The organism is Rhodococcus ruber NBRC 15591 (assembly GCF_001894945.1).
Taxonomy (GTDB): Bacteria; Actinomycetota; Actinomycetes; order Mycobacteriales; family Mycobacteriaceae; genus Rhodococcus; species Rhodococcus ruber.
The window spans coordinates 144174-163119 of sequence record NZ_BCXE01000014.1 but is presented as its reverse complement, the minus strand read 5'-3'; the positions used below and the strand labels follow the sequence as shown (position 1 = coordinate 163119).

Genomic DNA, 18946 nt, shown 5'->3' with positions numbered 1-18946 from the left:
ACCCCACCCCCGGCGACCGTCCCCACGAGCACCCGGAGGGCACCGCGTGATCGGCGAATCCATGACCTGGCTGCAGGCGCTCGTCCTCGGCCTCGTGCAGGGCCTGACCGAGTTCCTGCCGATCTCGTCCTCCGGCCACCTGCGGATCGTCTCGGAGATCTTCTTCGGCACCGACGCCGGCGCCTCCTTCACCGCCGTCACCCAGCTCGGCACCGAGGCGGCCGTCCTGGTCTTCTTCGGCAAGGACATCGTCCGGATCGTCGCCGCCTGGTTCCGTGGCCTCGCCCACCGCGAACACCGCAGCGACCTCGACTACCGCATGGGCTGGTACGTGATCGTCGGCACCATCCCCGTCGGCGTCCTCGGCTTCCTGTTCAAGGACCAGATCCGCACCGGCGCCCGCAACCTGTGGCTCATCGCCACCATGCTCATCGTGTTCGCCCTGGTCATCGCCGCCGCCGAACGCTACGGCCGCAAGACCCGCAAGCTCGACGAACTCACCCTCCGCGACGGCATCGTCATGGGCTCCGCGCAGGCCCTCGCCCTGATCCCCGGCGTGTCCCGCTCCGGCGGCACCATCAGCGCCGGCCTGTTTCTCGGCCTGACCCGCGAGGCCGCCGCCCGGTACTCGTTCCTGCTCGCCATCCCCGCCGTCGTCGCCTCCGGCCTGTTCAGCCTCCCGGACGCGTTCGAACCCGCCGGGGAGGGCCTCAGCGCCTCCGGCGCCCAGCTGTTCGTCGCCACCGCCGTCGCGTTCGCCGTCGGCTACGCCTCCATCGCCTGGCTGCTCAAATTCGTCGTCGACCACTCGATGTACTGGTTCGTCGGCTACCGCATCGCCCTCGGCACCCTCGTCCTGGCCCTGCTCGCCACCGGCACCATCTCGGCCACCTGAGGCCGGGACCCCGCCGGGCCCGCTCGTCGGGCGCCCGGCCCATTAGGCTGGCTTCATGACGGTCATCCTGCTGCGGCACGGGCGCTCGACGGCGAACACCGCCCGGGTCCTCGCCGGACGCACCCCCGGCGTCGAACTCGACGAGGTCGGCCACATCCAGGCCAAGGGCCTCGTCGCGCGGCTCGCCGGCCTCACCATCGCCGAGATCGTGCACTCGCCGCTGCTGCGCTGCCACCAGACGGTGACCCCCCTCGCCGCCGACCGCGGCCTGACCCCCCTCGTCGACGACCGCCTCGTCGAGGTGGACTACGGGCAGTGGACCGGCCGCGAACTCGGCGAACTCCTGCAGGAACCGCTGTGGAAGGTGGTCCAGCAGCACGCCTCGGCCGCCGTGTTCCCCGACGGCGAGGGCCTCGCGCAGGTCCAGGCCCGCGCCGTCACCGCCGTCCGCGAACACGACAGCCGCCTCGCCGCCGCCCACGGCGGTGACGTCGTCTGGATCGCCTGCACCCACGGCGACGTCATCAAGGCCGTCCTCGCCGACGCGCTCGGCACGCACCTCGACGGCTACCAGCGCATCGTCGCCGAGCCCGCCTCCCTCAGCGTCGTCCGCTACACCGAGACCCGCCCGTTCGTGCTGCGGGTCAACGACACCGGCTCGGACCTGTCCGGGCTCGCACCGCCCGCCCAACCGGCGCCCGCGCCCGGCGGGGAGGTCGCCCCCCGCGGCGGATAATGGGAGAGCGACACCGGATGGATACGACAACGAGGAGGTGCGATGGCCCGCGCGATACATGTCTTCCGGACCCCGGACCGGTTCGTCGCCGGCACCGTCGGTGAACCCGGCGACCGGGTGTTCTATCTGCAGGCCGTGCACGCCTCCCGGGTGGTGAGCGTCATGCTCGAGAAGCAACAGGTGCAGATCCTCGCCGACCGTATGGGCCTGCTCCTCGAGGAGGTGCACCGCCGCTTCGGCACCGACCTGCCCGAGGACCCGGACGTCGACATCAGTCCGCTCGTCACCCCCATCGACGCGGAGTTCCGCGTCGGGACCATGGGCCTGGGCTGGGACGCCGACAGCGGCAACGTCGTCGTCGAACTGCTCGCCGTCACCGAGACCGAGGTCGACGAGTCCGTCGTCCTCGACGACGCCGAGGAGGGCCCGGACGCCGTCCGCGTCTTCCTCACCCCCCAGCAGGCCCGCGACTTCGCCGCCCGCTCCGAACTCGTCGTCGCCGCCGGCCGCACCCCGTGCCCGCTGTGCGGCGAACCGGTCGGCGGCGGCCACATCTGCGTCCGCACCAACGGGTACCTGCGCACCGAGGGCTTCGACCCCGCCGCCTGGCTCGGCGAGGAGACCTGACCCGGTGGGCAGCCCCGACCTCCGCACCGTGCTCACGGACGGCGAACTCACCGTGGTCGGCCGCGTCGTCCACGCCAGCAACGCCACCCTCGTGTGCGACGCCACCCTCGGCGCGACCACCGTGCGCTGCGTGTACAAACCCGTCCGCGGCGAACGGCCCCTGTGGGACTTCCCCGACGGCACCCTCGCCGGCCGGGAAGTCGCCTCCTACCTCGTCTCCGAAGCCCTCGGCTGGGGCGTGATCCCCACCACCGTGCTGCGCGAGGGACCCTTCGGGACCGGCATGGTGCAGCAGTGGATCGACACCCCCGATCCCGCCGACCCGCCCGGCCGCCTCGACCTCGTCGACCTGTGCCCGCTCGACGCCGTCCCTCCCGGATGGCTGCCCGTCCTGCGCGCCCGCGACCTCGACGGCACCTACGTCGTCCTCGTCCACGCCGACGACCCGCGCCTGCAGCGCATGGCCGTGCTCGACGTCGTCCTCAACAACGCCGACCGCAAGGGCGGACACGCCCTCGAAGGCCTCGACGGCGGCGTGTACGGCGTCGACCACGGCATCTGCCTGCACCAGGAGAACAAGCTGCGCACCGTGCTGTGGGGCTGGGCCGGCAGCCCGATCGACCCGTCGCTCCTGGTCGACCTGGACAAACTCGCCCGCGAACTCGACGGCGAACTCGGCCGGCGGCTGGGCACCTACATCACCGCCCGCGAGGTCGCCGCCCTGCGCGGCCGCATCGCCGCCCTGCTCCGCCGCCCCGTCATGCCCCGCCCCGTCGGCGAGCGGCGCATCCCCTGGCCGGCGTTCTGAGGACCCGGCCTCCGTCCGGAGCGCTCTGCGCCCTCCACTAGGCTCGTGCGCATGCTGTCATGGTCCGACATCGCGCTCCCGTCCGTCCCCGGCCAGGGCCCCCCGCTGCGGCTCTACGACACCGCGGACCGCGCGGTCCGCCCCGTCACCCCGGGTCGCACGGCCACGATGTACGTCTGCGGCATCACCCCCTACGACGCCACCCACCTCGGCCACGCCGCCACCTACCTCGCCTTCGACCTGGTCCATCGGGTGTGGCGCGACGCGGGCCACGACGTGCACTACGTCCAGAACGTCACCGACGTCGACGACCCGCTGTTCGAACGCGCCGCCCGCGACGGCGAGGACTGGATCGTGCTCGGCATGCGCGAGACCGCGCTGTTCCGCGAGGACATGGAGGCGCTGCGCGTCCTGCCGCCCCGCGACTACATCGGCGCCGTCGAATCCGTCGGTGAAGTCGTCGAACTGGTCGAGAAACTCGTCGCCTCCGGCGCCGCCTACATCGTCGACGACGCCGAGTACCCCGACGTGTACTTCCGCGCCGACGCCACCGAGCAGTTCGGCTACGAGTCCGGCTACGACCGCGCCACCATGGAACATTTCTTCGCCGAACGCGGCGGCGACCCCGACCGCCCCGGCAAACGTGACCCGCTCGACGCGCTGCTCTGGCGCGCGCAGCGGCCCGGCGAACCGGCCTGGCCGTCCCCGTTCGGCGACGGCCGCCCCGGCTGGCACATCGAATGCGCCGCCATCGCCCTCAACCGGATCGGCAGCGGCTTCGACGTCCAGGGCGGTGGCAGCGACCTGATCTTCCCGCACCACGAGTTCTCCGCCGCCCACGCCGAGGCCGTCACCGGCGAGCGCCGCTTCGCGCGGCACTACGTGCACACCGGGATGATCGGCCTCGACGGTGAGAAGATGTCCAAGTCCCGCGGCAATCTCGTCTTCGTCTCCAAGCTTCGGGGCCAGGGCGTCGACCCCGCCGCCCTCCGCCTCGGACTGCTCGCCGGGCACTACCGCGCCGACCGCGCCTGGACCGATCAGGTCCTCGCCGACGCGCAGGCCCGCCTCGCCCGGTGGCGCGACGCCGCGGCCCTGGGCTCGGCCCAGTCCGCCGACGACACGATCGCTCGGCTGCGTCAGCACCTCGCCGACGACCTGGACACCCCGAAAGCCCTCGCCGCGCTGGACAGCTGGGCGACGTTCGCGGTCGAGCGCGGCGGCGACGACCCCTCGGCACCCGCGGCGTTCGCGGACGCCGTCGACGCCCTGCTCGGGATCCCGCTGCGATAGAGCGAATTTCGAGTGTGCACATCTCGTCGCGACACGCCGAGGCGTAACGACGAGATGTGCGCTGCGGAACTCCGGTGCCGGGCCGTAGGTCTCCGCCACCACCGGCACTCGCCGAAAAGGCCCCTGGCGGTGCGACTCGTGGACGAATCGCCCGCCGGCGGCGTCGTCGCGGCGCAATGTGGATCCATCGGACCGACCACGGCGAACAGACACTCCGTCCGCGTCACGCACTACTCGCACACAACGTCCGGTGAGTGCGGTCGTGGGCGGAGCAGGATTCGGTCCGCTTGCGTGCGCTCGGCACTCCGGGGGGTGCCTCCGGCCACTCGAATCCGGCGCGGCGGCACGGGCAGCGAACTGCTCTGCCGAGTTCGTCGTCAGGTCGCCAGCCGTACTCCTCGCAGTTGCCGCAGGTGGGTGGACGTTTCGGCCGCGGCGGGCGCAGTTCCTGCCAGGTCGGGATCCACGCCGCCGCCGAGCGGGCGGGATCGTGTGGTCGATGGCGTGCGAGTGCCGCGCGCACGAGCGCGTCGATGCCGTGGACGTCGACCGAGTGCGTGATTATCGAGGCCTTCTCCGCGGTGAGGGTGTCGAACCGGGCGGTGAGCCCGGCCCGGCGGCATGCCGCGGCCAGTGTCTCGATCTGCGGATGATGCGGCCGCTGCGCCGCCTTCGCGGCGCGGGCGGGAGGCGCCGGGCGCGACGCAGCAGGTTCATCTCTTGGTTCGAGGACGGTTCGGGTGACATGCGTGTCACCCCGTGGCCGCTCGACTGTCACCCCGTCGGGGGCACAGTTGTCGCCCCGTGCGCGGGAGCGGGGTGACGATGTGTCGCCCCGCCGCATCGCCAGGTTGTAGCAGGTGGGGCGACGGTCCTCGCGAGCGATGGTGGCGGCGACGCGCTGCTGGTCGCCGCGGGAGATGAGACCGAGCTGGACGAGGGCGGCAAGGCAGCGTTGCACCTGCCGTTCGCTCATCCGGGCGTAGCCGGCGAGGGTGCGCACGGATGGATAGGCGCCCTCGCCGTGCCGGGACGCGTGATTCGCCAGGCTGATCAGGACCACGGTCAGCGCCGGCGCCGACGGCATGCCGGGCGGCGTGGGGGAGGGGATCGCGGCGCGTTCAAGTGCCCAGATGATCGCTTCGATGCTCATGGCGTCACCTGCGCATGAGTATGCTGTCGCATGTTCGACTCCTTTTCAGTCGGACATCCGGCCCGTCGCGGTGGCAGTCGCGGCGGGCCTTCCTGTTGAGTTTTCGCACACGCGTTCGACCGCGTGTGGTTGATCATCTTTGCATCGGACCGGACGGGGGTCAACGCTCCGCCGCAGCTCGTCGGTCTGCCCGTTGCCGTGGATTCGGCAGCGCGCAGCGCCGACGACCGGGTGGCGACAGCATCCGTCGAATCCGGTGTGGTGCCGATCGATGCCGTAGTCGGGGGCCCTGACTCGGCGTCGGCGGGGCCTGCGGTCGGCGACGCCGCACCCCGGCACCGAGAGAATCCGAGCGCAGCGGAACCTAAAGAAAAACCGAACTTGGCGACCCTGCTTCCACAGCCCCGAAGCGGAACCCACCGTCCGGCGCATCGGAGCAGAGGGGGATGCGCCGCCTCCCGCATCGATCCGGGAGCGCCCGCACCCCTACGCGAACTCGAGCGCCCCCTCCACCACCGCCGGCACCCGCCGCGTGCCCGGCGACCCCAGCGCCGCCGCCAGATCCGACCCGTCGTGCTCGGCGAGCAACCCGCCCTCCGACCACACCAACAGCGTCGCCCCGACCGTGTGCTCGGCCACCGAATGCGCCAGATCGTAATGCGCGCACGCCGGCACCCCGGCATAGGTGATCCACAGGTCGTAGCCGGTCATGAACAGATCCAGATCGAACTGCACACTCAACCCCAGCAACTCCGCCCGCCCGTTGTCGTCCACCCCGGCGAACGCCTCGTCCAACGCCAGCAACCGCGGCGCCTGCGGATCCGCCGAATCCAGCATCACGTGCGCCGCCGCGAACAACGGCAGATGCAGCGACACCGACTGCTCACCCCCCGACAACGCCGAATGCCGCGCCACCGTCAACCGATCCTCCGTGCCGTCCGCGCCGATCAACCCGAACGAGAACACCCGCCACCGCCGGTAGTCCAGCGTCGTCGCCAGGATCTCCGGATACGACCGCTCCGGATGCGCCGCCCGCTCCGCCCGGATCCGCGCCGCGAAATGCGCCCGCACCCGCGCCAGCTCCTCCGGACCCAGCGCCGACACCTCCCGATCCAGCAGCCGGCACACCGCCCGTGCCTGATCGTCGAGATGATCGGCCAGCACCCATCGCACTCCCACCGTCGTCCCCGACGACATGCGCCGTTGCCGCATCTCCGTCCCCATCCGGGCGATCAGCTCCCGCGCGTCCTCGGTGCGCTCGTGGATCTGCTGCGCCAAGCCCGCCAACAGCGCATCCTCGAGGATGCGCCGCTCCGCGTCGGTCAACAGCAGCTCCTGCTCCCGCCGCGCCGCCCCGATCCGCACCGCGAACTCCGCCACCGACGAGAACCCCTGCTCGTCCTGCACCCGCACCACCGTCAACCCCTCCGGCGCATCCCACTGCAGCCGATAGTCCTGACCGGCCGCCGCGAGCTGACCGTCGAACTCCTGCAACGCCGCCGTCAACGCCGACCGGGCCGCCTTGCGGGCCCCGTCCCCGCCCTTGACCGTCGCCGTCGCCGCCGCCAGCGCCGCGTACAGCGCCCCCACCGCCGCGGGCACCGCAGGCACGTCCCCGGCCGCCCGGGTGAGCCGAGCCTGCTCCGGCGCCGGCCACTCCACTGCCGCCGACGGCCACCGCAGCTCCTCCGAGATCCCCAGCAGCGCCAGCACATCCGGCCGCGCATACGGCGCCAGCTGTGCCGCATCGGCCCGCGTCTCGGTCAACGCCGACCGCAGCGCCTGCTCCGCCGCGACATGCGCCGCCTCCGCCTTCCCGAGCCGTTCGACCGCCTCGTCGTGCGCGCGGCGCGCGGCGCGTTGCTCCGTCCGCGCCGCCTCGATCCGTTCGCGGGCCTGTGCGAGTTGCGCGTCGATCTGCTGCGCGTCGGCGCCCAACGCCTCACGCAGTGTCGCCAGCCGCTGCTGCTGTTGCCGCAGCGACTCCTCGGCCGTGACCGCCCGTTCGGCGGACGCACCGGCCGCCACCCGGGTGTCGTCGCGCCGCGCCTGCGCCTCCCGCGCCCGCTCGATCGCGGCCACCCGCTCCCGCCGGGCACGCAACAACACCTGGCCCTGCGACTCGAAGAACCGGATCGCCGCCGCCAGCTGCTCGAGCTCGCGGACCGTGTGCGGCGCCCGGTGCCGGGCCGCCACCGACCGCACCTGCCGCTCCTTCACGGAGCATTCGGCGATCACCTGATCGAGGTCCCGGTCCGCCGCGGCCGCCGCCTCCCCGGCGGTGCGCAACGCCCCCGCGCACTCACTGACCTTCCGCAACGCCGCAAGCACCGCGCCGGTGCGCGGCACCGCCGACGCGGCCCCATCCAGCCGCGCCAGCCGTTCGCCGACCGCCACCCGCGCCGACTCCGCGTCCGCCACCCGCGCCCGCACCTCGGCGATCTCCGCGTCGAGTTCGGCCGATCGCAGGCGCCGGCGACGGGCCCGCGCGGTCGCCCCGATGTACTCGGCCTGCGCCTTCGTGTACCGACCCAGCTGCACCCCCTGGCGGTAGCCGCCACGCTCGTCGACCGCCGGGCCGGTCTCGTCCGTCACCACGTCCGGCACCGCGACCGACGCCAGCACCTCCCGCACCCGCTCGGCCGGCACCCCGGTATCCGGTTCCACGACCAGCACGTCGGCCAACGTCCGGCCCACGGGCCGCTGCGCCGCCGGCGCCGGCACCAGCACCGCCGCCCCCGCGGGCACGTCTCCCGCCCCGCCGCACACCCAGCCCGTCAACAGGTTCGCCGCCTCCAGCGCCGCCTCGAGGCCCGCGGCCGCCTCCGCGCTCACCGCGTCCGCGAACCGCACCAGCCGCCACAGCGGCGCGCCCGACGTGCCGGTCCCCGAAGTCGACGCGGGGAACGCCGGGGGAGCGTCGTCGCGCTCGGCCTCGATCATGTCCCGCTCGGCCTCCAACAGCGCGATCCGCTCCCGTCCGTGCGTGATCTCCGCCTCCAGGCCACGGCCGCGGAACCGCAACTCCTCGACCACCGGCGCCGTACGCTCGGCCAGCACCGCCGCCGGTGTCGCCGCCTCGTCGTCGCCGGCCGCCGCGATCGCCGCAGCCAGCGCCTCGAACAGCTCCTCCGGCCCGTCGACCCCCGACCATGCGTCCCGATGACCGGTCCACCACTCCCGCAACAGGGTCGACGCCTCCGCGCGGGCCGACTCCACCGCCGCGTCCGCCGCGTCCACCGCCGCCCGGGCCGACTCGCGCTGCGCCCGGGCGCGCTCGGCCGCGGCCTCCGCCCGCACCCGCGCCGCCGACGCCCCCTCCGCGGCCGCCACCGCCGCCCGCACCGCGCGCACATCCGCGGCCCGCTCCTCCGCACACGCGGCGACCGTCGCCGCGATCTGGTCACCGCCGGTGTCCCCGCCCGGCCCCGCCCACTCGACACCCGCATCGCGCGCCGCCCCGGCGAGCGCGTCCTCGGCGCGGTGTGCCGCGGACGCCGCGTCCGCGGCCGCCTCCGCGGCCCGCCGCGCCTCCTCCTCACGCTGCGCCAGCTCCACCCGCGCGCGCTGCGCCTGCTCCGCCTGCCCGGCCGTGGTGCGCTCGAGATCCGCCACCACCTGCGCCAGATCGTCGAGCTGCTGCTTACCCTCGTACGCGCTCGACCGCTGCAGCGCCTCGAGCGTCGCGCGGGTCTGCTCGAGGTCCCGCTCCGCGACCTCGAGCCGCTCGAGCGTCAGCGCCCGCTCCACCCCGGCCCGCTCGAACGCCGCCACCGACGCCGTCCACTCCGACGTGCCGGCGTCGACCGCCGCCAGCCGGGCCCCCAGCCGGTCCACGTCGGCGCGAGCCTGCTGACCCAGGTAGGTCGTATACACCGCGACGAACCTCTGCGCCGCGTCGTCGGCCGCCGCCAACGACTCCAGTGTGCGGGACACCTCCTCCATGTCGGCGAACGACCGCGCCGCCTCGAGCACCAGCTGCTCGTCGAGCGGCCGCAACCCGTCGGTGAGCGCCTGCGACAACCCCTTCGGATCCAGATTCTTCGCCAGCTGCGGCCGGCGCAACGTCAGGATCAGGTTGATCAGCTGCTCGTAACGCTCGATCCCGAGCCCGAACAACCGCGCATCGATCGCCGCCCGGTAGTCCACCGGCCGGTCCGTGACCGCATCGGCACCGACCTCCTCGATCAGCTGCCGCCGCGTCAGCGGACGATCGGCCGCATCCAGCAGCGAGAAGTCCACACCGACCCGGCCGTCGACGACGAAATACCACCGCGTGACCTTGTCGTGGCCGCGCGCCGCGCGCATCCCGACCCCCACCGTCACCGCCTCCGGATCGTCCCGGCGCCCGCGGCAGAACTCCATCCACACATACGAATACGCACTGTCCTGCCCCTGATACAGCAGGTTGGACCGCATCGTGCGCTCCTCGCCGGCGAACGGGTTCAACCGCCGCGGCTCGATGCGACCGTCGAACACGAACGGGAACAGCACCTCGAGCGCCTTGGTCTTGCCCGACCCGTTGGGCCCCCGCAGCACCAGCCGACCGTCCGCGAACGAGAACTCCTGATCCCGGTAGTCCCACAGGTTGATGATCCCGGCCCGGGTGGGCCGGAAACGGGCACTGCTCACGACATCTCCGCTTCGTTCGAATCCTCGCCGGCCAGCGCGAGACGCGGATCGCGTTCGCGCACCGTCACCACCACCCCCCGGAACCGGGCCAGCGCCGGCAACGCCAGCACCCCGCCGGGCACCCGGGCCACCAGCCGCTGCCGCTCCAACACCGTCACCGCCGCCTCCAGCAGACCGGCCGGATCGGCCTGCCACTGCGCGGCGAAGGTACGACCGAACTCGTCGGCCAGCCGCGCCACCGTCTCCGCCAGCCAACTGTCCTCGACCAGCGGATGCGCCGGCGCCGGCCGCGACCCCGGGGGCGCATCCGCCGCAGCCGCGTCACCCGCCAGCGGCGCGAACACCCCGGCCGCCGGGATCGCGGCGTCCAATCCCGCCTCGAGCTCGGCCTCCGCGTCCACCGGCCGCGGCAACCGCACCGGTTCGCACCCCGGCTCCGACACCCGCGCGCAGATCTCCCCGGCCAGCAACAACGCCACCTGCGGAACCGTCCCCACCCCCGGAAACCGCAGATCCGACATCCGCCCCGACGAGTCCACCAGCGCGACGCCCTCCGCGCGGCGCTCGGCCACCAGCCCCGTCAACAGTTCGATTCCCGCGGTCGTGCGCGGCAGCGCCAGCTGCAGCCGCGCCTCGTCGTCGAGTTCCTCGGCATACACCACCGGCCGCTGCACCAGCGCCCGGCGCACCCGCCGCGCCACCTCCGCGGTGCCCACGCTCCGGTCCCCGTCGCGGCGGTCACCGGCGGCGAGCAGGCCCCGCACCGAATTCAGGTGCTGCAGCGCCCGCGGCGGCCGGAACAACGCCGCCACCACGGGCCGGTCGATGTCGTAGAGGGCCTCACCTCGCTCCGGGTCCGACACCCAGCCCCCGGCGTCGCCGTCCGCCAGCGCGATCGCCCCCCGCGCCGCCAGCCACGCCACCGCGTCGACGAACGCGTCCCGGTCCGTCGCCCGCTCGGGAGCCAGTTCGACCCCGGGCACCTGTCCCGCCTCGGACGCGACCTGCTCGGCCAGCTCCGACAGGGTGATCTGCCCACCCGCGCGGCCCAGCGCCGCCAGCGCCAGCGCCAGATATGCGTACCGGCGACGGTCGAAGGGCCGGTCGGTCACCGAGCGCGCCCCGCCCCCGGGATCGAGCCGGTCGGCGACGGTGAACAACCGCGCGGTCGTCTCGGTCACCTCGAGCCGGTACCCGAACAACTCGAGCAGGTCCTCCCGCAGCTCCGTCGCCCACCGGCGCAGCAGCGGCAGCGCGGCCCGGTCGGGGTATCGGGTGGTCACCAGGTGGTGCGAGAGGATCAGCCGTGCCGCCCGCTGGTAGGAATCCCGGTCGAGCGGCGAGATCCGCCGGGCGCTCACTGCACGCTCACCCGCAGCCCGTCCAGATGCAGCCGGCCCCGCGCCGTCCGGACCACCGTGCCCTCCGGGGCCGGGCTCAGCGTCAGCCGCACCCCGTTCTGGGTGCCCGTCGCACCCGGCACGGTGCCGCTGACCGGAACCCGCGCCGACAGCGCCGCGTCGAGCAGACCCAACAGCACCTCGGTCTCCGGCTCGGACAACTCCCGCTCGTCCACGCCGCCCGCCGCGAGGGAGCGTGCCGCCTCGGCCCGCGCCCGCTGCGTCGCCAGCTGCCGTTCCCGCAACCGCCGGACCCCGGATTCGTTGCGCTGCACCCGCGCCGGCGCTCCCGCCGACGGGGTGCGCCCGGTCTCGGCCAGCGTCCGGGCGATCGGCACGGGTGGCGCGTCCCACCACGACGTCGTCACCGGGACCGTCTCCGGGTCGGGATGCACGACGGAGAAGTGCCGCGGGCGGCCCAGGTCGAACACCGCGTCGAACAGCGCGTGCGCCGACTGCTCGTCCGGCGCGGCCGCGAACCAGGCGGCCAGGTGCCGCAGCTGCGATTCGCGGCTGACCCCGCCCCGGCGGGTCTCCGTCAATCGCCGCAGCAGCGCCAGCACCGCCGCGATCGCGCTCATCGTGCCGTCCCGGAGCCGCTCCGACTCGCTGGGCACGTCGGCGGCGCCGACGAACCACCGCTCGAGCCCACGCCACCGGGCCCGCCAGTCCGCGTGCCGCTCGGCCACGGACAACAGCATCCGCTCGTCGTGCGCGGCGGCGAACCCCAGCATGCGGTCGACCCCGGTCTCCCGCACCCGCGCCAGCGCCGCCGCGAGTTTAGGACCGTAGCGGGCCAGGTCGGTGCTGAACTCCCGCATGTGGGCCAGCACCGCATCCTTGTGCGCCAGGAACGACTCGGGTGTGACCTCGGTGGTGCGCACCAGGTCGCCGAGCATCAGGTAGAACCCGGCGGCCCGCTCGGCCATGTCCGACAACGTCGTGTCCAGCCGCGACAGTTTGCGGTAGACGAGCTCGCCGTCCCCGGCGTCGTTCGCCGCCGCCAGCTCGGTCAGGTCGGCCAGCAGATCCGCCAGGGCGAGACGCGACAGCGACGCGTCCTCGCCGCGCGCGCTCAGCACCTCCTCGACCGCCCGGAAGGCGTGGTAACCGGCCCGGCCGAACTGATACACGTAGTGCCGGTTGCGGTACTCGGCCAGCGACGCCGCCCGGGTGCCGTCGTAGCTGCGTTCGAGCACCCCCCAGGTGTGGAGCTGCTCGAGAAGGGGCGCCACGTCCTGGGCGGACAGTGCCGCCGCCGGATCCGTCGAGCCGGTCCGCTCGAGGATCGCCGCGACCTCGGCGGCGTGCAGCAGCACGACGTAGTTGGCCCGAGCGAGGTCGAAAGCCCGCAGCACCCAGAGGTATTCGGCCCGCTTCTCGGCCGTCGCGAACGAGAACAACCGGAGCCGGTCGTGCTGCACCCCGGGCCCCGGGTCGGTGTGCCCGGCGGGCGGCTGCGTTTCGTTCACCGTGACAGGGTAGGCGGGGGCGGCCCACGTGCCACGCAACCCCCGGTGCCGTGCGTGCCACACCCGGGACGGGAGGCGCCGCCGTGCCTCCCGTGGGCGTCCGGTCGTCGCCGGGGTCGGGAACGTCGCCGTTCGGTCAGCTCTCGGCCGGCGTCGTTTCCGTCGGGTCCGCCTCGCGGCGGGTCTCGGCCGCCGCGGCGTGTGCCGCGGCGAGGTCGCCCCGGAGCCGGTCCCGCTCGCCGCGCAGGTCGACGATCTCGGCCCGTAGTTCGTCGCCTCTGTCGCGGGCCGCGGTCTCGGCGGCCCGCGCGGCGGCCGCCGCGACGCGAGCCTCTTCGAGGGCGCCGCGCAGTTCCTCGACGCGGGCGCGTTCCGCGGTGAGATCGGTGTCGAGCCGGGCCACGGCCGCGGCGGCCGTGGCCGCCTCCTTCTCCGCCGCGGCGCGGGTGTGCGCCAGATCGTCACGCAGGGTCGCGAGCTCCGATTCGAGCCGGGCGAGCTGCTGTTGCTGCGTGGTGACGGTCGACCGGTACTCGGCGATCTCCGCGGCGTGCGCTGCCGCGGTGGCGTCGATGCCTTCCTGCCAGGTGCGCAGTGTGTCCGCGTGCTCCTCGGCCGCTCGTGTCGACTCGTCGCGATGCGCGGTCTCGAGGTCCCGGATCCGGGCGTCGTGCGCGGCACGGGCGTCCGCCAGCTCGCGGTCGACGGCCTCGACGGCGGCCTCCGCGTTGTCGCGGTCCTCGGTTGCCTGGGCGAGTTGCTCGCGCAGGCGGGCGATCCTGGCGTCCGCGTCCGCCTTCACCTTCGCCAGCTCCGTGGTGGCCCGGGTCATCTGCGCCTCGAGTGCGTCCGGGTCGGTGAGCTTGTCGACGGCCGCGGTGATCTGTGCGGCGACGGCGTTGTACTGCGCGAGCGACGTCGCGTTCAGGGTGCGGAGCGCGGCGACGGCGGACGCCAGGTTGGTGGCTGCTTCGGCCGGGCCCGGGGGAGTGGTCAGCTCGGCCACGGAGGCCGCCTCCCTCTTCTGCCGTTCGCGTTCTCGGTAGGCCCGGACCCGGTCTGCGGCGGACGCGTACTTGCGCGGCCGTCCCGGCTTCGGGCGCGCGTCGGGCATGCGTTGGTCGGGCATGGGTTGGTCGGGCATGCGCTGGTCCGGCAGGGAGTCGCCGGTGCTCGCTTCGCTCACGGATTCCTCATCTCGGTCGGTGGTTGCCGCCATATCTATCAGGGGGAGGGAGAGGCCAGGAGGCGTTAGTGGAATCGGCTGCCTACGGAATTCCTTGATTAGCCGAATCACTGCCCAGCTCTTTCTCGACCGAGCTCACCAGCCGAGCACACGAGGCGGGGGCCTTCCCGGCGGGCCGAATACGGGCCCCGGCGCGTCCTATGGGCCGCAGTGTACGTGTCTCAAAACGAAATGAATTACGAAACGAAATGAATGAGAAAAAATAATAGCAGTTAGATAGAGGTGCTATGCGGACGAAACTCGAAACGTTACGAAGACCCATCCAGTCGACCTCCGAAAGGGCGCATAGATTCGCATATATGCATGGATCGGGCATGATCGTCATAACCCCCTCTTATAGTGAGTCAGAACGCCGTGGGTGGGCGAAAAGCGGGGAGGGGTTCCGTGCCGGGGCTCAGCGGTGAACCATCGGCCCTTCCGTGCCCACACGGGAGCGGGAGATCTCTACGGATCGGACTGGCGCGGAACAGGTTTCGTGGCCGGACGGGCGCGAAGATGCGCTCGTTCACCCTGCTTGCCGAACAGGCTGAGGAACTCGACCGGTTCGGCACCGGCGGCGCCGAACCAGTGCGGCACGCGAGTGTCGAACTCGGCCGCCTCCCCGGGGGAGAGAACCAGGTCGTGCTCACCGAGGACGAGCCGTAGCCGTCCGTCGAGGACGTAGAGCCACTCGTACCCCTCGTGGGTCTGGGGATCCGGTTCCCCGCGGCTGCTGTCGGCGGGGAGCACCAGCTTGTACGCCTGGATCCCGCCGGCTCGCCGGGTGAGCGGCACCATGGTCATGCCGTGCCGGGTGACGGGACGCAGGTGAATGCGCGGGTCGCCCGTCGGCGGGGCGCCGACCAGTTCGTCGAGCGTCACCCCGTGCGCTCTGGCCAGGGGCAGCAGCAGCTCGAGCGTCGGTCGGCGGGTTCCGGACTCGAGTCGGGACAGGGTGCTCACCGAGATGCCCGTCGCCGCCGAGAGATCGGTCAACGTCGTCTCGCGGGTACGCCGCAGCGCGCGGAGCCGGGGTCCGACCGTCGCGAGCGCCTGGTCGAGATCGTCCATGCGGTAATTTTGCCATATCGGCAAATTATGTTGCCAGTCATTGCGGTCGGCACGCACAGTCGTCGTGGAGGTGGTCGAGATGAGCGACGTGCTCGGGTACGGATACGACGTGGTAGTGATCGGCGGGGGAGCCGCCGGGTTGAACGCGGCACTGATGCTCGCCCGCGCGCGACGATCGGTGGTCGTCGTCGACGCGGGTGCGCCGCGCAATGCACCGGCGACGGGTGTGCACGGGCTGCTGGGCCGCGAGGGGATCCCGCCGACCGAACTGCTCGAGCGCGGCCGGGGCGAGGTCCGCGGATACGGCGGTGACGTGGTGCGCGCCGGCGTGGATGCTGTCACCCGCAGAGACGGCGGGTTCGAGGTGGCGCTGTCCGACGGCCGGGTGACCCGGGGGCGTCAGGTGCTGGTGGCCACCGGAGCGGTCGACGACCTGCCCGACGTACCCGGCCTGCGGGCACGGTGGGGACGAGACGTGCTGCACTGCCCGTACTGCCACGGCTGGGAGGTCCGCGACCAGGCGATCGGCGTGCTCGCGAGCGGCCCCATGTCCGTGCACCAGGCCCTGCTGTTCCGGCAGTGGAGCGCCGACGTCACCTTCTTCACCCACACGGCGCCGGGGCCCGCCGCAGAGGAGGCGGAGCAACTGGCCGCGCGTGGCGTCCGGGTGATCGACGGTGAAATCGTGGCAGTGGAGACCGTCGACGACCGACTTGCGGGGGTACGGCTGCGTGGGGACCGGATGATCGCCCGGGAGGCGCTGGTGGTCGCGCCGCGGATGGTGGTGCGCGCCGATTTTCTCGCGCCCCTCGGGGTGCGGCCGGCGCAGCATCCGGCCGGGGTGGGAGAGCACATTCCGGCGGACGTGACCGGCCGCACCGACGTCCCCGGCGTCTGGGTTGCCGGTAACGTCACCGATCCCGTCGCCCAGGTGGGTGCCGCCGCGGCGGCAGGCGCGGCCGTCGCCGCCCGGATCAACGCGGGCCTGATCGCCGAGGAGACACGGCAGGCAGTCGAGGCCCGTCACGGTCGAGTCCCGGGCCGGTCGCACACGCCCGCGCGCTGACCGACGGGAACAGCTGCTGCCCCGGTGCGCCACACGGGTGCGTGCGTCGCACCCCCGAGCCGGGCACGACGCGCCGGCCGGTGTCGTCGACGCGAGGGGCGCGATCGACGCGTATCGTCCGTGCGCGAAGGGTCGGGCAGAGGAGTGGTGTCACCGTGACGAATCAGTTGCCCGGCAATGATTCCCCCGAGTCGCCACTGCCTGCGCCGGCGCTTCCCCCCGGTGTGGAGGAGGCGATGCGCCGGCTCCGCGCCAAGGCCGCATCGGAGAACACCCGCGCCGCCGTGACCAGCGACTGGAACAAGTTCGCCCGATGGTGCGACACCGTCGGTCACGTCCCCCTTCCGGCCGCGCCCGAACTCGTGGGCTGGTACCTGACCGAGAAGTCGGGCGAACTGCGACCCGACGGGCGGTGGGCGTACGCCCCGTCGACCCTCGCGCGATGGGTCGCGACGATCAACAAGATGCACGCCTTGGCGGGACTGCCGAAGCCGGGACACCACGAGGCCGTGCGAGACGTGGTGCGGGGCATCCGGCGGACCCGTGCGGCGCCACCGGCGCGCCGCACACCCCTGCTCACCGACGACATCCGGGCGATCGTCGGAGCGATGCGCACCGCCGCCACCGAGTGGCCGGATCGGGTAGCCGAGCGCCGCGACTCCGCCCTGCTACTGCTGGGGCTCGCCGGTGCGATGCGCCGGTCGGAACTGTCGGCACTGGCCATGTCCGATGTCGTCGCCCATCGGTCCGACGGGTTGTACGTGACGATTCGTCGCTCGAAGGCGGATCGGGACGCGCGCGGGCGCACCGTCACGCTCCCGTACGGCCGGGATCCGCAGACCTGCCCGGTGTGCGCCTACCGGCGCTGGCGCGAGGTGCTCGACGCATGGGACGCGGACGGTGGGGCGGCGGTGCGGGAGTTGGTGAGCGACGAGTGTGCCGCCGGCGACGAGCACTGCTGCCGCGGTGTCGCGCCGGGGACGGGGAGTGTGGAACGGCCGCTGTTCCGCACGATCCACCGCACCGGTGCCGTCGGCAGCGGCGCCCTGAGCGGGCAGTCGGTGCACTCGATGATCCAGCGCCGGGCGCGGCAGGCGGGGTTCGCGCCCGAGGTGGTTGCCACCTTGGGCGGGCACAGCCTGCGCGCGGGGTTCGTCACCCAGGCCGTCCGCAACGGAGCCACGACCCAGACGATCATGACGCAGACGGGGCACGCCGACGAGCGGATGGTGGCGCTCTACAGCCGCCAGCACGCCGGACTCGCCGGCAATGCCGTCACCGTGCTCGGCCTCTGACCACGGTCAGGTGCGCCCCACGGGCCGGCGCCACGCGCTCGGGTCGGCGGTGAGCGCCGCGAGCAGGTGTTCGGCGGCGTTCGGATTGCGGAACGGTCCGGCCAGCAGGTCCGCATAGACCTGGGACGGTGCCGCGAAGCGTAGTCCGTCGCGTCGCTCCATCCGCTCGAACACCACCGGCGACCACGGCGTGGCCACCACGACGTCGGCGCCGCGGTCGACCGGGCGCAGACCCAGGGCCTGGGCGAACGTGTCCGGGTCGTCGGCGTACACCTCGAGGACCTCGGCGCCTGCGTAGTCGGTGGCCCCGAGACCGGTGATCGCATAGCTCAGGTCGAGCGGTTCGGAGAGATCCGCCCGTACCGTGCCGATGCCGTCGGGCGCGGCGAATCCCCTTGTGACGCAAGGCTTACGGTCCGCAGCCCACGCGCGCAGCATCTTCTCCCAGTGCACCATCGTGATCGGGCCGCGCGGAATGCGGCGAATCAGTTCCCGTTCCCCGAGGACCTCGACGACGCGGTAGGTGGCGCCGGTGGAGGCACCGGAGAGCCGGATCAGTTCCGGTACGGACATCTCCCCGGTGAAGTCGGCGAGCGCCCGGACCACGCGTTCGGACGGTTCGCCGGTGAGCACGCCCGACGGCCGGCCGGGCCCGCGCCACGGGTCGGCGTCGGCGCCGCGGTTGCGCACCCACATCGCCGGCCGGGACGCGACGAGCGTGAGATTCCCGGTCGCGTCGGAGTACGAGATGCCGTGCTGATCGAGCTGGCGGCGGACCGGATCGGAGAGATAGTGAGCGCACACGAATCCGCGGTCGGACTCGGACAGTTCCGCGGCGATGCGCGCGACGTCTCCGCTGAGGACGCCGCGGGACGCGATGACCGCGTACGACACCGATTCGCCGTCGGGCGCGGTCACGAGGATCCGGTCGGGGGCCGCGGGGGAGCGGGGGCGGTCGGAGGTGACCGTCCAGCCCAGGGGCAGGCACGCCTCGACCACGGCGATGGCGCGGCGGTAGATGTCGATGGGCCGCTCCGGGCGGGGGCCCGTCGCGCTGTCGGCTGGTTCTGCGAGCGGTGCGGACGCGGTCATGTCCCCACCATAGGTAATCGGTACGACACGGAAGCCCAACAATTTGCGAACACTCGTTCTCGGCCCGCAGTGCAGGGGGGCGGAGCGGCAGGCGACGAGGCACAGAGTCTCGGAACAGCAGAATCCGGAGGCCGATGTTTCGCCCGGTCGGTCCCGAGCCGGCGAACCCATGTGAGGACGT

14 protein-coding genes are annotated in these 18946 nt (G+C 72.9%); 7 read left to right on the top strand and 7 right to left on the bottom strand.

Annotated elements, in window-relative coordinates:
* The first annotated feature begins 49 nt into the window (after positions 1-49).
* The 5 genes from RR3_RS10070 to mshC are packed head-to-tail and all read left to right on the top strand — an operon-like array spanning position 50 to position 4359.
* The gene (locus tag RR3_RS10070) at positions 50-895 is read left to right on the top strand and encodes an undecaprenyl-diphosphate phosphatase (RefSeq protein WP_174557566.1); all 846 of its coding nucleotides are present in this window, start codon (positions 50-52) and stop codon (positions 893-895) included.
* 55 nt (positions 896-950) lie between these two features.
* The gene (locus RR3_RS10065; protein WP_010596485.1) at positions 951-1631 is read left to right on the top strand and encodes a histidine phosphatase family protein; all 681 of its coding nucleotides are present in this window, start codon (positions 951-953) and stop codon (positions 1629-1631) included.
* Positions 1632-1673: 42 nt separating this feature from the next.
* Positions 1674-2258, top strand: coding sequence for a DUF3090 domain-containing protein (locus RR3_RS10060; RefSeq protein ID WP_017682191.1), 585 nt, complete (start codon positions 1674-1676; stop codon positions 2256-2258).
* A gap of 4 nt (positions 2259-2262) precedes the next feature.
* The gene (locus RR3_RS10055; RefSeq protein WP_064066780.1) at positions 2263-3066 is read left to right on the top strand and encodes an SCO1664 family protein; all 804 of its coding nucleotides are present in this window, start codon (positions 2263-2265) and stop codon (positions 3064-3066) included.
* 51 nt (positions 3067-3117) lie between these two features.
* Complete coding sequence (gene mshC, locus RR3_RS10050; RefSeq protein ID WP_064066779.1) at positions 3118-4359, top strand: cysteine--1-D-myo-inosityl 2-amino-2-deoxy-alpha-D-glucopyranoside ligase; 1242 nt, start codon at positions 3118-3120, stop codon at positions 4357-4359.
* Positions 4360-4582: 223 nt separating this feature from the next.
* On the opposite strand, the gene RR3_RS24505 is transcribed toward mshC, so the two are convergent.
* From RR3_RS24505 to RR3_RS10015, 6 genes are all read right to left on the bottom strand, one after another.
* The gene (locus tag RR3_RS24505; protein ID WP_010596481.1) at positions 4583-5512 is read right to left on the bottom strand and encodes a helix-turn-helix domain-containing protein; all 930 of its coding nucleotides are present in this window, start codon (positions 5510-5512) and stop codon (positions 4583-4585) included.
* Positions 5513-5998: 486 nt separating this feature from the next.
* The gene (locus RR3_RS10035) at positions 5999-10144 is read right to left on the bottom strand and encodes a TIGR02680 family protein (protein ID WP_072786406.1); all 4146 of its coding nucleotides are present in this window, start codon (positions 10142-10144) and stop codon (positions 5999-6001) included.
* A complete protein-coding gene (locus tag RR3_RS10030; RefSeq protein ID WP_010596479.1) occupies positions 10141-11505 on the bottom strand; it encodes a DUF2398 family protein in 1365 nt (454 codons plus the stop codon). Before RR3_RS10030 ends, RR3_RS10035 begins: the two co-directional genes overlap by 4 nt.
* Entirely contained in the window at positions 11502-12968 is a 1467-nt protein-coding gene (locus tag RR3_RS10025) for a TIGR02677 family protein (protein ID WP_064066759.1), read from the bottom strand. The genes RR3_RS10030 and RR3_RS10025 overlap by 4 nt, the downstream gene beginning before the upstream one ends.
* Before the next feature lie 184 nt (positions 12969-13152).
* Positions 13153-14202, bottom strand: coding sequence for a coiled-coil domain-containing protein (locus RR3_RS10020; protein WP_064066758.1), 1050 nt, complete (start codon positions 14200-14202; stop codon positions 13153-13155).
* Between the two features lie 504 nt (positions 14203-14706).
* Positions 14707-15312, bottom strand: a complete 606-nt coding sequence (locus RR3_RS10015; protein WP_048774377.1) for a helix-turn-helix domain-containing protein — start codon at positions 15310-15312, stop codon at positions 14707-14709.
* 79 nt (positions 15313-15391) lie between these two features.
* Here RR3_RS10015 and RR3_RS10010 point away from each other — a divergent pair, with 79 nt between their 5' ends.
* Both RR3_RS10010 and RR3_RS10005 read left to right on the top strand, forming a co-directional pair.
* A complete protein-coding gene (locus tag RR3_RS10010; protein WP_234420187.1) occupies positions 15392-16378 on the top strand; it encodes an NAD(P)/FAD-dependent oxidoreductase in 987 nt (328 codons plus the stop codon).
* A 236-nt stretch (positions 16379-16614) separates the two neighbouring features.
* Entirely contained in the window at positions 16615-17673 is a 1059-nt protein-coding gene (locus RR3_RS10005) for a site-specific integrase (RefSeq protein ID WP_051059610.1), read from the top strand.
* A 6-nt stretch (positions 17674-17679) separates the two neighbouring features.
* Here RR3_RS10005 and RR3_RS10000 read toward each other — a convergent pair whose 3' ends face one another.
* On the bottom strand, positions 17680-18765 hold the full coding sequence (locus RR3_RS10000; protein WP_010596473.1) for a hypothetical protein: 1086 nt from the start codon (positions 18763-18765) through the stop codon (positions 17680-17682).
* Positions 18766-18946: the final 181 nt, after the last annotated feature.

What these genes read in the sequence shown, in the direction of transcription:
- RR3_RS10065 (WP_010596485.1), top strand. Translation starts at nt 951, where the DNA reads ATGACGGTCATCCTGCTGCGGCACGGGCGCTCGACGGCGAACACCGCC.
- RR3_RS10060 (WP_017682191.1), top strand. Translation starts at nt 1,674, where the DNA reads ATGGCCCGCGCGATACATGTCTTCCGGACCCCGGACCGGTTCGTCGCC.
- mshC (WP_064066779.1), top strand. Translation starts at nt 3,118, where the DNA reads ATGCTGTCATGGTCCGACATCGCGCTCCCGTCCGTCCCCGGCCAGGGC.
- RR3_RS24505 (WP_010596481.1), bottom strand. Translation starts at nt 5,512, where the DNA reads ATGAGCATCGAAGCGATCATCTGGGCACTTGAACGCGCCGCGATCCCC.
- RR3_RS10015 (WP_048774377.1), bottom strand. Translation starts at nt 15,312, where the DNA reads ATGGACGATCTCGACCAGGCGCTCGCGACGGTCGGACCCCGGCTCCGC.
- RR3_RS10010 (WP_234420187.1), top strand. Translation starts at nt 15,392, where the DNA reads ATGAGCGACGTGCTCGGGTACGGATACGACGTGGTAGTGATCGGCGGG.
- RR3_RS10005 (WP_051059610.1), top strand. Translation starts at nt 16,615, where the DNA reads ATGCGCCGGCTCCGCGCCAAGGCCGCATCGGAGAACACCCGCGCCGCC.
- RR3_RS10000 (WP_010596473.1), bottom strand. Translation starts at nt 18,765, where the DNA reads ATGACCGCGTCCGCACCGCTCGCAGAACCAGCCGACAGCGCGACGGGC.